Source organism: Aeromonas sp. R4-1 (assembly GCF_040908325.1).
Taxonomy (GTDB): domain Bacteria; phylum Pseudomonadota; class Gammaproteobacteria; order Enterobacterales; family Aeromonadaceae; genus Aeromonas; species Aeromonas veronii.
This window is the reverse complement of sequence record NZ_JBFODM010000048.1, coordinates 1-14,599: the sequence shown is the minus strand read 5'-3', so window position 1 is coordinate 14,599 and position 14,599 is coordinate 1. Positions and strand designations below refer to the sequence as shown.

Sequence of the window (14,599 nt, the reverse complement as noted above, 5' to 3'; positions counted from 1 at the left end):
CCTTGATTGTTTTCACACTGCTGGTTTTTACACTGATCGTGCTATCGGATAGCCAGCCTTAAATCAGGGTCACCTGACGCGCTTTGGCATCAGGCGCCAGCGCCTGTTCCTCATCGTGGATAGTTGTGAAGGGCTCAGGGGAAATGGCGGCTGCCGATGCGATTTTGCGCTGCTGATATTGGGCCAGACGCAAGTCCAGCAGCTCTTGCACCATGCGATGCAGAGGATCGATATCCTCCTCACTCACCGCGAAGCGTGGGCAGAAGCGATCCTCCCTTACCTCGAACCAGTACTCCCCCTTGGCGCCTGGATTGCCGCCACTGCTGAACTTGATCGGATTGCTCTTCCAGTAACTGAGCCAAGCCGGGCTGTCGGCGCTCAGGGCTTGCTGCTTGGCCGGCAGATCGAGACGGGCCAGCTCGGGATGCCGCTCGAACAGGTAACGGGAGTGGCTGGCCAGCGCTGCCAAGGTGGGTGGCTCACGCAGACCGTCGAGTTCGAGCAAGGCCAATAGCAGGATCAACTTGAAGCTCTTGTTGAGCGCGGTGTTCGCCACCCCCGCACGCAGAAAGTCGCCGTGCCGGTTCAGCACGCGCAGCTCCTCCTCCCCCAGATCGCCCGCTTGGGCGAGCAGCTCAAACCAGCCCCCCTGTTTTTGGGTATCGAAACGCAGTTGCTCACCCAGCCGGGCAACCCAGGTTTGCCGCGCAGTGGGACGATAACCGAGGTACTCCTTGAGGATATGATAGGTCTCAAGCAGAGTCGGTTGCTGCTGCCTTTTTAACAGCGCTAGCAACGGAAGCAGCTTGGGATCCAGATTGATAAAACAACCTGCCGCCAGCGTCATCGCCCTGTTTGCGTGCGTTGGCGAGTAGGTCAATTGCGTTTGCAGCAGCTGAGGCTTGTAGAGACATGCCTTGTGATTGCCCACCAGATCGATCACCACCAGGCGTTCTTTGCCTTGATAGAGGCGCAAGCCCCGCCCCAACTGTTGCAGGAACACGATGCGCGACTCGGTGGGACGCAGCATCAGCACGGTATCGATGGCGGGCAAGTCGGTGCCTTCGTTGAACAAATCTACCGAGAAGATGATATCGAGCTCGGCGGCGGCCAATTGCTCCTGGGCGGCTTGTCGCCCCTGACGGGAGCCCGCATAGACGGCTACCGCCCGCACTCCGGCTTGCTGGAAGACGCTGGCCATAAAATCGGCATGACGGGTCGAGATGCAGAAGGCCAGCGTGCGCTGCTGGCGTAAACGTCGCCACTGGCTAAGGGTGTGCTGAGCCCGCTTCTGACTGGCGAAGGCACTCTCCAGCGCATGGGGGTCAAACTGACCGTTGCGCCAAGGCAGCGCGGCATAGTCGATAGTGTCATCCAAAATGCCGTGATAGGTGAGCGGCACCAGCATCTTTTGCTCAATGGCGAGCGCCAGCCCCCGTTCAAAGACGAGATTGTTGTCGCACAGCGCCAGAATATCGGCCTGATCGGTGCGGTCAGGGGTCGCGGTCAGCCCGAGCAGGAAGCGGGGCTTGAAGTGGTTTAGCAAGCGCCGGTAGGAGGGTGAGGCTGCATGATGAAACTCATCGACCACCACGTAATCGAAGTGATCCGGTGCAAAGCGCAGCAGATGCCGACTCTTGCCCAGCGTCTGGATGGAGGCAAACAACCAGTCGGCCTCATCCTGCTGCTGACCGTGATAGAGGCCAGAATTTGCCTGCGGCGCCATGTGCAAGAAGGTCTGGCGCGCTTGGGTCAGGATCTCCTCCCGATGGGCAACAAACAGCAGGCGAGCCGCCTGCATCTGGCGCACATCAAAAGCCGCGAGCCAAGTCTTACCAAGGCCGGTCGCCATGACCACCACGCCCCGTTTATGCCCCTGTGCCCGCGCGGCTTGCAGCGCCATCAGCGCCTCTTGCTGCACGCTGTTGGGGATGGGGGCTTCACGCAGCTGCTCGGCGCTGCTGCGATGATCCCCGGTGAGCACCCGCAACTCCCGCAGCGCGCTCTGCCGATAGCGAGCGAGGTAGCCATCTATCCAGTCGTGGGTAAGGAGCACGACCCGCGCGTCTTGCGCCAGCCGCTCGATTTGAGCCGCGAGCTGACGCAGGCTGTGATGCGGCTCGCTGGGTCCGCTCGGCTCAGCCCTGAGCGACCAGTTCCACTCCAGCGACTCGGTAAGGGCGGCGGCAGAGATATTGCTGGAGCCGAGAAACGCCTGACCACCGAGCACCGCTGGCGACCCTTCCTGGCCAACTTGCTGGCCTAGGTACTGGGCTGCGTGCTGGACAAACAGATAGGACTTGAGGTGAAAACCGCGATTGCCCTGACTCTGGTAGATCAGCGCGCAAGAGCGAGCGGGATCAAATTTGAGCAACTCGCGCAGCGCCACCGGCTGGGTCACCTCCAGATAGTCCGAGGTGATCACCCGAAGCCGTGCTCCTCGCGCCAGCGCCTCGTGCAGGGCACCGCGCAACAACACCAGCCCGCTTTGGCGAATAAAGGAGACACACAACTCAATGCGGCTACCCTCGCCACAACGGGCGATGGCGTCCAGCAGATGTGGCAATAGGGGATCGTTGAACTCCGGATCCCCCGCCTCTCCCCCGCTGATGAGCACGGGTGCACTCATGACCCGACCTTGCGCACGATGGCGTTAAGCCAACACTCCTGCTCGCGGCCGGGGCGTCGATCCGCAGTCTGCCAGATCTCGACCTCGCTCAGCGGCAACGGCGTTATCAGGGCTTGCAGCCCCGCCTCATCCAACTGGGTGAAGGCTCGTCCATCGCGCTCGGTCTCGTCTACCCCATATTTGAACGAGCAATAGAGCAGACCACCGTCGGCGAGTTGCTGGCACAGATGGACCATTACGGCATCCAATTCGGCACGGGGAACATGCAGCAGACTGGCACAGGCCCAGATGACATCGACCGGCGCGGGAGCCACGAACTGATCGAAACGGCACAGTTGCACCGGCTGACCAAGCAGGCGCTCGGCGCGCAGGGCCAGCTCCGCGCTGGCATCGAACGCAGTGACCTGAAAGCCCTGCTCTCGGAAGTAGAGACTGTCCCGACCAGAGCCGCAGCCCGCATCGACGATATGAGCGCCGGGAGCGAGCAGAGGCAGGAAGCGCTGGTAAAGCGGCTGCATATCGACCGACAGCGTGCCTTCGACGAAGCTATCGGCGTGTTGGTTGTAGTAATCGATAGACATAGTAAGCAGGCACCTAGCAGAAAACGCTCAGATTAACAGAGAGTTAGGGGTAAAAAAATCGAGTCAGTGCCATTTCAGACAATCCGCAGTACGGGAAGGCCAACTGGCACCTTCTTCGCTATTCATAAATGCTCTATTGACCCTAACGGCGCTCAGTTCATGCTATCAAAAAGAGTGTTATTCTAAGCCTGAGAGCACGGTAGCTCTATGAAGCCAGATCACCAAATCGATCATTTCTACTATTTGGCCAAGATGTACGCTGCATCAGCGATTCATCATGGCGGTCTAATAGATCAGAACCACAGTCTGGGTTCACTTTGCGCCCAACACTGCTGGCGGTGTGCTCTGCCCATCACATCTAACTTGCCCCAAGGAGTTGGTGCGACAAGTTGTGCCATTGGAGGACCGCAGGTTGCCGAGGCTATCTTTACGCCAGGTGACGGTCTCGCCGGTGCTGGGATTGCTGACCCGTACATTGCCTAGACTATCTTTGCGGTAAGTGGTGCCTTCGCTGCTGCGCACATTGCCGAGAGAGTCTTTGCGCCAGGTGGTGCCGCTTTGCGAATCCCTGACGTTGCCGAGACTGTCCTTGCGCAGGGTGCCGCTATTGCCATCATCACACTGGTAGCGGGTATTACCGAGGCTGTCTTTGCGATAGGTACAGTCGGCGGCCCCGGCACTCTGGACCGCCAGCAGTAACAGGGCACCAGCTAATACGCCGAGCGGGGGTAACGAAGGTGACATAAACATGCTCCTTGGTTGGGGCTGACTGGGACTCTCTTCAAGCGGGTCCAGTATATGCCGCCTCAATACCCATGCCGATACAGGTTACATACACATGTCGCATTTTGGAGCAGATGCGGGGTGTCTGATCACCGAGCCGGCGTTTATCGGCGGGGTCTGCTGGACGACGATGGCAATGGGTTGCAACCCAGACAATCAAGGCGCCTGTGTAGCGCCTTGATTGTTTTACGCGATCTGCATCGTTAAACGACTATGCCGTCGGCGCCGTTTCCTCTATGGCAATCGTGCCGGGCTCTTCCAGAGCCTCGACGATCAATGACAACCGATCCTGTTCGAAGTCCATATGCATGGCGTCCAGTTGCGGCAGTGTCTTGCTGGCCTTCGCCGAGAGTTTGTTGAATCTCTCCACTTTGCCATACAGCCCTTGCTTGCCCACCAGCGCCTTGACCGTGTTGTTGTAGTGATTGCTGGCGGTGTTGAGCGTGCCGCCCAAGCTGCTCAGACGTTCGGCAACAAGGCAGACCTGGTTGTAGATGTCGCCGGCTTTTTCACTGATCTCGCGGGCCTCCGTATTGCTGCGTTCGATCATCCACAGATTTGATACCGTGCGCAGGATGGGGATCAGGGTCGTATGTGAGACCAGTACGATGCCCTTGTTGTATCCATACTCGAACAAATCCTTGTTGTGTTTCAACGCTTCGATATAGGCGGGTTCAATCGGCATGAACATCAGCACAAAGCTGGGGCTGTGCATGCCAATCAAGTTGATGTAATCCTTCGATGCCAGATCGTCGATATGCTTGCGCACCGCTTTGAGATGCTCTGCCATCGCCAGCTGATACGCCTCTGGGCTCTCGGCCGCTACCGCCCGATCATAAGCCACCAAAGAAACCTTGCTGTCGATGATGATGTGTTTGCCATCCGGCAGTTTGATCAGATAGTCGGTCTGCTTGTGCTTGCCTTCCGCATCCTTGAAGCTGCTCTGCACTTCGTAGTGGGCCGCTTCAATCAGGCCACTCATCTCCAGTGTGCGGCGCAGTTGCGCTTCCCCCCAGGCTCCGCGCTGCTGGGAATCGCCCTTGAGGGCCGACGTGAGGTTGTTGGCCTCCTTGCTCATATTCAGACCAATTTCCAGCACCTTCCGGATCTCGGCATTGAGCTGAGCGCTGCCTTGCACCGAGACATCGTGCACCTCGTTGATCCGTTTCTGGAATCCTTCGATCTGCTCGCGAAATGGCTTGAGCAGGCTATCGATCCCGATCTGGCTGCTCTGAGTGAACGCCTTGCCCTTCTCGTCGAAAATCTTGTTGGCGAGGTTTTCAAACTCCTGTGCCAGTGTCTTCTTGGCATCGGCAAGTTGACCCAGCTGCTCCTGGAAGTGCTCTTCCCGCTTTTGCAGCGTGGTCTTGAGCTCGGTGTGTTCGTTATCAACCTGATGCAACCGCTCCTGCAGGCCGAGAATGGCGTTCTCACGCTCTTTCAGGGTCTGTTTGACATCCACCAGTTGTTCACGGACTTCGCGCTCCGCGCTCTGCAGGGATTGCGCATGTTTGCCTTCATTGGCCAACTTATCCTTGAGCTGGCTGATCTCATCATGGGCTGCTCGGTTTTGCCCATCAGCCAGATTCAAGCGTTCACGCAAGTCAGCGATCTGCTCTTTCTGACCACGGTTTTCGGCCTGTGCCGTCTCCAGACGCTTCTCCGCGTCATGTTGCTGCTCCTTGGCCGCGCTCAACTGCTGCTGCAAGGCCTCGCTGGCAGCCTTACGTTCGCTCAATTGCGTCGCCAACTCTTGCAGCTGCTCTTTGGCACCCTCTAGCTGGGTCTGCACCTTGCCGGCCTCCACCTGCTGCCCATGACATTGTTGTTCCGCCGCCTTGAGCTGCTCCTGAGCCTGTGCCAATTGCTGTGTCAGCAAGCCCTGTGCCTGCTGTGCCTGCCCCAGTTGGCTAGTGAGCTGACCGAGCCGGTTGCCGTGGCGCAGCGCCGCCACAAAGTAGCCAATCACGCAGCAAGCGACTGCAATGATGACGCTGATGACAATGATCTCCGTAGTCCACTGGCTGATTTGCATGAATACTCCTTAAGCGTGCTTGAAAGGCAGATGTAAGTGGTGCGAATAGTGCTTTTGCCCGGCGATAACCACGATAATCGCGTCAATGCCTATGCTGGCCACTACTGTGCAACAGGCTAACACGCCCGATTTCATGGAAACCTATGGTGACTCACACTCCCGCCTGCTGATGCTCAACTGAGCAGAATGTTTATTAAAAATCCCGTTGGATGGCGACGTTCACAGGCTTGTCGGCCGCACCTTTGAGCATGGCGTCGAGCTTGTCGACGGGCTGGGATGGTATGCGGTCCCCGGGGTTGGCTCATCTTCCTATTCGACGTCTTCTTCGTCCGCTCGCGCGTGGCTCATGGCGCGGCCTTGGGCCGCAAACTCATTGCGACGCGCCCAGCTGAAATCCGCCAACACCAGATCCGGGTAATAGGCGCTGTTAGTGCCCATCATGACGCTGACCACAAAGTCCTGTATCACCTTCAAATACTGAATGAGGCCGTCCAGCGTGGGAGATGGCGCATGGATAAAGGCCAGGATCACCTCGGATACCTGAATGCCGACGGCAGCCAGCCCCTCACTGAGCGTGAAGGCGAGATCTTCCCCTGCGTGCCACCCCTCATCCAACTCGAAGTAATGGATGAGGGCCTTGCCAAGTTGCTCCGCCGTGCGCCACGCCTCCAGGCCGTGCACCTCCCCGGTCTGCCTGCTGATCGCACGCGTTACCCGTTTATTTTCCTCCACAACATCGGCAACGCTTCGCGCTGGGATGCCCTCGATATGCGGTGCCACCCCCTTGCAGAGCAGACAATGGAAGAAGGGAAACAGCAATTCATGCACGACGCTGGGCGAGCCGAAATAACCCGCTTGGGACGCCGTTTGCAGCATCTGCGCAAAGCCATCGGCGGGGACTTGCCCGGCGGCATAAAAGGCAATTTCGCTTTCGATGATCGATTTGGCCTCCTCCAAAGACCAGCCGAAATGATCAGGATCCAGCGACAACCGCATTCTCGATGCCAGCCACCAACCTTCACTGTCACGAACAAAGAGCACTTCCGCCGCCTTGCTCCCCGTCCAGCTCCGGTATAGGTGGAGAGTTTCTCCTTCGAAATAGCAGAACCATTTGTACTCCATCGCCGGAGGGATAAATCCCTGTCGGATGTTGGCCATCTGCTCATCGCGAAAGCGCAGGCTCAGCGGAAGGGTGAGCGCATCTCGATGCAATGGTTGTAACCCTTGCCAATCATGCCGTGTCGCCGCCTTCATCCTTTATCTCCCAAGTCATCAGTTAAAACCCAGATGACTATATCGTTCGAGCAAAGCCGCTTCGATACTGGGGTTTTGCACATGTCGTATTTTCAAGCAGATATTTTCAAACTAATAGACAGATAAGAGGCAGGCGAGACGGACGGGGCAGTTCCTCACAACCACACGGCTTCCTGCTCCAGCGCCATCCCGCTGGCTTGCATTGACCGGATCAATTGCTTCACTTCCACGTCGAAATCGGCTGTCGCAGGGTGTGCCAGCATGGCGTTGAATTCGCGCTGGGTATCCTGCCAAAGCGTGGTACAACCGAAACGCTCGAGACGAGATGGCCACTCGGGCATCAACCACAGGGCCACGCTGTGGCCAAGACGGCTGCGAAGCCGGGCAAAGTTGAGCAGACCCACTCCGTCGTAGTCGGGAAAGAAGTGGATCGCAGGCGCCCGCTGGCGCAAGGCGAGCCAATCCAACAATGTGTTGGGCAATTGGCCACTGTAATAAGCAACACTGGCGGGCTGGGCGCAGGGTAGCCAGTCCAGCTGGTCAAACAGCGCCTGATTTTCCACAAGCCATAGCGGATGTTCGGTATACCAGGTGCTGTCGGCGTGCACAGTCAGAGCGGCGACGCCCAGTTGATCGGTGCTCAGTCGCAAGTCCAGCCGGTTGTCTTTATCGTCTCGCCACGCCACCTGACCGGGACCGGCCTTTAACAGCAGATAGCTGAACTCATGCCCATGATCTGCCCCCTTGCTACGGCGAGTTGCGGCGATGTTACGCGCTCGGCGTGGCAGACCATCGACCAATTCGGCTTGCTCTATCGGCACCAGTTGTCGCCACTGGTGTTCCACCACGGCGGGCAGCCTTATCTCAAATACGACTCCCCTGCCCTCGGGCCGCATCTGTATGCTGCCGGTAGCGCGGGCAAAGCTGCTCAGCTCACGTCGCTGCCCCTCGCTCAATTGAGAGCTGGCAAGCCCTCCTCCAGGGGCTTGGCGCAATTTGCGCAAGGCGGCGATCAAACTACGGCTCATGGTCGCTCCTTGGGAGCAAGCACCAGCCAGCTCTGCCGATTGATATGGTTCTTGCCGGCATGGTGATGGATAGGTACGCAATAGCGTGCCGTGGTCAACGGAGCTGGCGAGGCGCAGATCAGGGCAAAACCGAATTCTGCCGCCACATCGATCAGATTTTTCTGGTTGCGGGTATCCAGCGCCAGCGCCTCATCCAGATAACAGATGGTGCGGATGCGCTTGTTCTTGTGATGCATCAGGTGGAGCATGGCCAGCCCGGTCACCAGCTTGGCCATCAATACGGTGCCGTTGGAGGCCGCACTGTCTATCTCGGTGAAGGACTCCTCCTGCTGATCCTGCTTACCTATCACAAACTCCAGGCGAAACAGATCGGCGACACGGAGCCCTTGCCGGGCATTGCCCTCATCAAACAAGGTCTGTTTGGCGCGATCCAATCGCACATCATCCAGCACGCTTTGCTGATTAAACAGATCGAAGCTCTCCCCCGTCTCCACCTGAGCGGACTTATCGAGCAGAATTTCGATGGCTTCCACCAGGTGTGCTTCATCCCTGGGCTCGATTTTGAAAACCCTGAGGTCGGACAGTTGACGCTGACTCACCAGCCGGTTAAAGCCCCGCATCTGCGCCTTAAAAGCATTCAGCCCCTGTCTGAGCTGTTTCAGGCTGGCGGTGACACTGATCACGGCACTGCGGGCCTTCTTCTCCAATGCCTCGGCTTCTTTTGGCAACATCTGATGGAAATCGAGGATCCGACTCCACTCCTCGTCCTGAGTCGGGCAGTGTTCATACTTGGTGAGTCCGCCAGCGTGCAAATCCTGCAAACCGCGCTGCAACGCGCTGTTCAACGCCAACAATTGACGACTATCGGTCTGGAATTCTTGCAAACGGGTATATAGGGTATCCAGCGTTCTGGTGGCTCCCCCGAGCCAGGGATGGTAGGAAAGAGATTCCAGATAACCGAATTCTGGCCCCTGATCCTCGCGCTGGTTACGCATGGTGACGATGCCGTTATGCTCATCATCCAGTCGCATCTGCGCTTGTCGCAAAGCATTGAGTTGATCAACCAAGCTCAATTGCTGCTGGTTAATCGCTGCCAGCTCGGCCTGTAGCCTATCCAGCTCTTGTTCATGGGCTATCAATTGCTCTGCTCGCTGGTCACTCTGGGCCAATAGATGCTGCCAGGTGTCGAAGTCGGCCAGCTCCTGCCGCAGTTGTTGCTGCTCCTGCTCTAATCGTTGCTTGTGTGCCTCGGCCTGGTGGCGCTGCTCGGCTGTTTGCTGCTGCACCTCCAAACTGGCGATATGCCTGTCGGTATCCCTGATCTGCTCCTTCAGCTCGGCTTCACTGAGTTGCTGAAACTGGGGATGCAACCGATGAAGGTTGATGCGCAGGCCAGCCAGCATCAGCGTCTCGCCCGGCGTCTGTGACAACTGTTGTTTCAACCGGGGCATATCCAGTTCGAAATCTGCCGATCCTAGCTGCATCACTCCGGCCTGGAGCACCCGGTTTAGTCGCAGTAACTCCTCTTCACTCAGATGATCAGCCATGTGTCGATAGAGATTGTCGGTCAAGGTCTCCTGCTGCCGATGCAGGCTCATCGACAACTGCTGTTGCCGACGTAAATCTCGCCTTATGTCCTCTACGCTGCGGCTCTTGACCTGCCCCAGCAGGGTGATCTGAGCCTCCAAATTCTCCTTGACCGCCGCCAGCTGTGTTTCAAGTTGCTCACGTCCCGAAAGCAGGGTAAACCGACGCTCCAGCTCCGCTTGCTGCTGATTGAGCGCCAGCAGCTGAGTATGGGACTGCTGTTTTACGAGCCGTTCGACACTCAGCTCCTGAATACGGCTCCCCGATTGCTTTTGTGCCGTCTCGCATTGCAACACCTTGGCTGCCAATTCCTCTGCTGTGGACTCATAGTAGGAGTGCCACTGCTTGAGGTCTTCTTCTATCTGTGGGCACCAGACGATGAGCTTGCCTCTGAGCGTCAAACGCTCTTGCACTTGTTTGGCCAAGCTCAGGATCCGTGCAGACTGATTGACCGCCGCCTGATACTGAGCCCGTTCACTATTGACCTCGCTAAATGCCTTTTCCCACTCTTGCCGAAAGTCGATGGCCGCATCCGACAAGTCCCGTTTGAAGATTTCCAACAGATAATTTTTGACATCGGCCGAGGTGAGCCTATCCAGCCGTAAGGTACGAGTGAGGACCTGTCGATAGGCAGCAGCATCCGATTGATGCTCCAGATGAAAGAGGGTGAAATCGGGCTCGCTGGCGGCCCGCTTGCGACGACCACCATACAGGGCATCGCGAAAATCATTGGGACTCTTGTAGACAAACACCAGCCGCTGGCGCGTGGCCAGGTGGTTTACCAGTTGGGGCTCCGCCACCAGAGCGCCGCCGTCCAACCGATAATCATCCAGATCCAACGCTCCCTTGTAGGCAAAGTACTGATAGTCATGGCTAACCCCCTTGCCGACACATCCCAGCACCACGGTCCCCGTTTCTGGCAGACAGGCTTCCAGCAGTATGTAGGCGCTGTTGTTGGGGAAGTAGAATCGTTTGGACTTCTCCAGATCGTGGGCGCCAAAGTCCATGCGTCGCTGGTCGATGATCAATAAAAACTGCAGCGCGTTGATGAGGCTGGTTTTACCTGTGTTATTGGGGGCGATGAGTGAGACGGCAGCATCCAGCGGCAACTCGGCTCTCTGATACCCGGCACTGCCCAACAATACCAGACGCTCAAACCCGTACTGGATCATGCTTCCTCCTCCTCATCCAAACCCACCTCTGCCGATTCATCTTCCTCGCCACCCTGCGGCTCATCGAATGAATCGTCTTGGCCAGATGCGCTCAACGATTCGAAGTGTTCCAGATAGCGATAGACCGCCGGCAATAACTGCCAATAACCGTTAAGTGACAACGCAAATCCGAGCTTGACCGCGCTGTCCAGCAACGCGATGAAGCCATCCAGCTCCAACCCCTCGGCCTCAAGGATCTCCTGATGATGCTCGTGAGCCTTGGCCAGCAAGGCCTTGTCTACCCGCCACTCCGTAAAGCGGGACAAGGGTCTGCCCTCATCAGCCTGGGTATCAAACAAGCACATCCATAACAACGCCAGGCGCTTGCTAGTCTTGCTGGCTTGGCTGCCGGACTCCTCGATATGAAACCAGGCATAGCCACGTGGCTCGACTTTAAGCTCAAACCCCAGGGCGGCAAAAATAGCCTGATAGCTTTCCTGACACCGCTCCAGTTCGGCCCACAGGGCAGGCTCCGCCACCCGGTTGAGGTGCTTGCCGCTGTTGAACAGGCGAAACAGCTCACTCAGGGCACCGAGCGACTCCAGATGCGAAATAGAGGTAATCATGATCTCTGGATCCTGTAGGGGTGATAACTGACCAGCACCTCTTGCAAATCCGTTGTGGTGCTATCTGGGTGAAGGCTCGCCAGCCAAAGAGGCTCACGCACCAGTTCGTGGTAGAGTCGCAACAAGGTGGCATCCGGCTGCTCGCCATAATGCTGTAGCAACCAGAGCATCAGGTTCTCCACTGGCAGGCTCTCTTGCAGGTGTTGTTTGAGGGTCTCGTCATCAATGGGCTCTACCAGTGAGGCGTCGAAGGGGACCTCCGTCGGGAAACGGATGAGTTCCGGTATGTACGCCAGGGCGCTGGCCATAAAATCCTTGACCTCGAAGCCTACACTAACGCGTCGCGGTCGCTCCTGCCGCCAGACAGGCAAGGCCCCCTTCGTATTGCGCAACGGCAGAGCTCGCGTGAGGCCACGTTTGCGCACACGCCCCAACAACTGGCTGATGGCGGCAGACAGGCCATTATGCTCGCGCAGCTCTTCACGCAGCGGCAGCAAGGTGGCGGCACATTGCTGGGCTACCAATCTTCCCAACCGCTGCAACTCCTTGGCTTGATAAGAAACCTGACGCAACTGTAACTGGTGGGTATAAAGCCCACCTTGTATGGTGATGGCCTCTACAGCCCGATCCAGAGCCCTCTCCGCCTGCTCCAGAAAGGGATAGAAGTTGCCCGCAAGCCCGGAGTCCATCATCTCGTTCATGGGTTCCACATACTGGTCATAGGCTTCAAGCACTGAGCGATAACGTTGCGCTATTGGCATGGCTGCATCCGCGGATTTAGCCTGTTCGGCCAGCTCCAATATGGCATGGCGATCCTGATCCAATTGCAAACTGATCTGCCGCAACAGGTCTGACATCTTGGCTGAGCCCTGACGCAAATAATCGGGATTGAGTGGTTCAGAACCTTCCAGTATTTGTGCTGTCGCTTGTTTGATGGCCTCGATACGCGCCTTGAGCACGGCAGAAAGCCCTAACTCATGCTCACGTAACAGCCCCCGCGCAAACTCTTGCACCAAGGGGTTGACCTGCAGGGTATCGGTTCGCTCAAGCCACTGCAGGACATCGCTGCTACATAGGCTGCGCAAGATTTCTCCACACTCAGGCTCGCTGTCACTGCCCCGGCTGGACTTGCCAATTAGCCTCAGCACCATCGCCTCATCGAAAGCAGGCCATTCCCGCGAAGCCCGAACCAATGCTTCGATGACGTCCCAATGTTTATGCAGTTGGAATATCAGACTTTTGGGATTTGCCATTCGGTATCCTTGTTCGCTCCCTTGGCCCCAGTCCAAAGAATCATACGATGGACGGCTGGCATCATTTGACCACAAGAGCATAGAAAGCAACCCAGCTGGCAACAATACTGGATACTTCTACATGTCGTTTTTTCAAGCAGATATCTGACGACTCCGGTCTCCCTTACCGCCATTGCTGCAAATGCTCAAACGCTGAGTGTGGGCCGGACTACCGCCAGGATGTTGGCTTGGATCACGCCTCCAGCAGGCAGATCATGGATGATCGGTATGGAAAATACTCGACGGTAGTGGTCAGTCAACTACCAACGGAAGAGTGGTACGCGAGCTTGGGGGACAACACCCCTGGCAGATGCGATCCTGGACCGGCTGATGCACAACGCTCACCGGCTGTCACTGAAGGGAGAATCGATGAGAAAGAGGAGAAGTGAGTTGACCCAATCTGAACAGTCGAGTTAGAAACGAGATGACATGAGCGCGTTAAGGATCAGGGTGTTCACGTTGGCCGGAATCACTGTTCAACTTCACCGGAATACGCAAGTCGTTCATCTTCTTGTTGGCGCTGTGACGGTGGACGGTGGCGCCAGTGGTAGAAGCCCGCACGAGAGACCTCCAGCACACGACAGATAACGGAAATGGGATAGAGGTCCTGTTGGTTGGCTATCCACGCGTACTTGGCAGTGACTCCTGAGCAAAGTACGCGGCGGCCCAATGGGATGGTCTGCTCCATCCACCCCGCTATGCTGTAGCCAACATCAAGGAGGCTCATCATGACTCAAGCGCAGATTTACATTTACGGGATCGATTTAGGCAAAAATTGGTTTCACCTGGTGGCGATGGATCGCATGGGGCATGTATTGGCCAAGCAAAAGCTCACTCGCTCACAACTGAAACAGTTCATTAGCACGACCCCACCCTGTCGGGTCGCCTTCGAGGCATGTCCTGGTTCGCAATACTGGGGGCGCCTGTTTCAACAGGCGGGGTTCGAACCCAAGATTATCCCTGCCCAATTTGTGAAGCCCTACCTCAAATCAAACAAGAATGACTTCAACGATGCTACCGCCATTGCCGAGGCTGGTAGCAGAGGCACTATGCGCTGTGTCCCGTTGAAATCTCATGAGCAACTGGCATTGCAGGCGACTCATCGCGTCCGTCAGCGTTTCATCGTCGAACGTACCGCCACTGTCAATCAGATGCGAGCGTTGCTGCTGGAATATGGGCTCACCGTGCCAGTCGGCAGAAAAGTCTTCGAGCGCTCTCTGCCGACGATCCTTGAAGATGCCGAGAATGGCTTGCCTGACTTTATCCGCGCCCTGGTATTACGCCTGAGAGAACGGTGGCAACAGCTGGATATTCAGATTGATGACATGAGCCTCATGCTCGGACAAGCCTCAAGCGCATCAGGTTTGTGCCAAAAAATCAGTACCGTCCCCGGCATTGGACCGATTGTCTCAACCGCGTTGATTGCCGCGATTGGCAATGGCTCACAATTCAAGAAAGCCCGCGACCTGTGGAAGGTGCGAACAAGTCCCTGATATGAGATCATGTTTGTCATCTGGAGCCATGGAACAGGGTTCATCATGAGTCATCAACTTACCTTCGCCGACAGTGAATTCAGCAGTAAGCGCCGTCAGACCAGAAAAGAGATTTTCTTGTCCCGCATGGAGCAGATTCT

The 14,599-nt window shown here is 56.9% G+C and carries 10 protein-coding genes and 2 pseudogenes; 2 read left to right on the top strand and 10 right to left on the bottom strand.

The genetic code is table 11. From position 1 onward, the window contains the following. Positions 1–58 precede the first annotated feature (58 nt). The 9 genes from AB5Y90_RS07785 to AB5Y90_RS07745 form a co-directional block, all read right to left on the bottom strand. A complete protein-coding gene (locus AB5Y90_RS07785) occupies positions 59–2,629 on the bottom strand; it encodes a DEAD/DEAH box helicase family protein (RefSeq protein WP_368166769.1) in 2,571 nt (856 codons plus the stop codon). Further along, entirely contained in the window at positions 2,626–3,210 is a 585-nt protein-coding gene (locus AB5Y90_RS07780) for a bifunctional 2-polyprenyl-6-hydroxyphenol methylase/3-demethylubiquinol 3-O-methyltransferase UbiG (protein WP_307895061.1), read from the bottom strand. Before AB5Y90_RS07780 ends, AB5Y90_RS07785 begins: the two co-directional genes overlap by 4 nt. Positions 3,211–3,522: 312 nt before the next feature. Continuing rightward, entirely contained in the window at positions 3,523–3,954 is a 432-nt protein-coding gene (locus tag AB5Y90_RS07775) for a hypothetical protein (protein WP_368166768.1), read from the bottom strand. A gap of 250 nt (positions 3,955–4,204) precedes the next feature. Then, complete coding sequence (gene rmuC, locus AB5Y90_RS07770; protein WP_005330548.1) at positions 4,205–6,028, bottom strand: DNA recombination protein RmuC; 1,824 nt, start codon at positions 6,026–6,028, stop codon at positions 4,205–4,207. 309 nt (positions 6,029–6,337) lie between these two features. After that, a complete protein-coding gene (locus AB5Y90_RS07765) occupies positions 6,338–7,282 on the bottom strand; it encodes a hypothetical protein (RefSeq protein WP_021140991.1) in 945 nt (314 codons plus the stop codon). 155 nt (positions 7,283–7,437) lie between these two features. Continuing rightward, the gene (locus tag AB5Y90_RS07760; RefSeq protein ID WP_021140990.1) at positions 7,438–8,310 is read right to left on the bottom strand and encodes a hypothetical protein; all 873 of its coding nucleotides are present in this window, start codon (positions 8,308–8,310) and stop codon (positions 7,438–7,440) included. Next, positions 8,307–11,069: a hypothetical protein gene (locus tag AB5Y90_RS07755; protein ID WP_368166767.1), complete on the bottom strand. Its 2,763-nt coding sequence runs from the start codon at positions 11,067–11,069 to the stop codon at positions 8,307–8,309. Before AB5Y90_RS07755 ends, AB5Y90_RS07760 begins: the two co-directional genes overlap by 4 nt. Then, a complete protein-coding gene (locus AB5Y90_RS07750; RefSeq protein WP_005330555.1) occupies positions 11,066–11,674 on the bottom strand; it encodes a hypothetical protein in 609 nt (202 codons plus the stop codon). Before AB5Y90_RS07750 ends, AB5Y90_RS07755 begins: the two co-directional genes overlap by 4 nt. Next, a complete protein-coding gene (locus AB5Y90_RS07745) occupies positions 11,671–12,927 on the bottom strand; it encodes a hypothetical protein (RefSeq protein ID WP_021140988.1) in 1,257 nt (418 codons plus the stop codon). The genes AB5Y90_RS07750 and AB5Y90_RS07745 overlap by 4 nt, the downstream gene beginning before the upstream one ends. Positions 12,928–13,175: 248 nt before the next feature. On the opposite strand from AB5Y90_RS07745, the pseudogene istB reads away from it, so the two are divergent. Then, positions 13,176–13,383, top strand: a pseudogene (istB, locus tag AB5Y90_RS07740) (IS21-like element ISAs29 family helper ATPase IstB); the annotation flags it as partial. 79 nt (positions 13,384–13,462) lie between these two features. Here the strand turns inward: istB and AB5Y90_RS07735 are convergent. After that, positions 13,463–13,633, bottom strand: a pseudogene (locus AB5Y90_RS07735) (IS3 family transposase); the annotation flags it as partial. A 61-nt stretch (positions 13,634–13,694) separates the two neighbouring features. Between AB5Y90_RS07735 and AB5Y90_RS07730 the strand changes: the two are divergent. Then, positions 13,695–14,459, top strand: coding sequence for an IS110 family transposase (locus AB5Y90_RS07730; protein WP_368166766.1), 765 nt, complete (start codon positions 13,695–13,697; stop codon positions 14,457–14,459). The last annotated feature ends 140 nt before the right edge of the window (positions 14,460–14,599 follow it).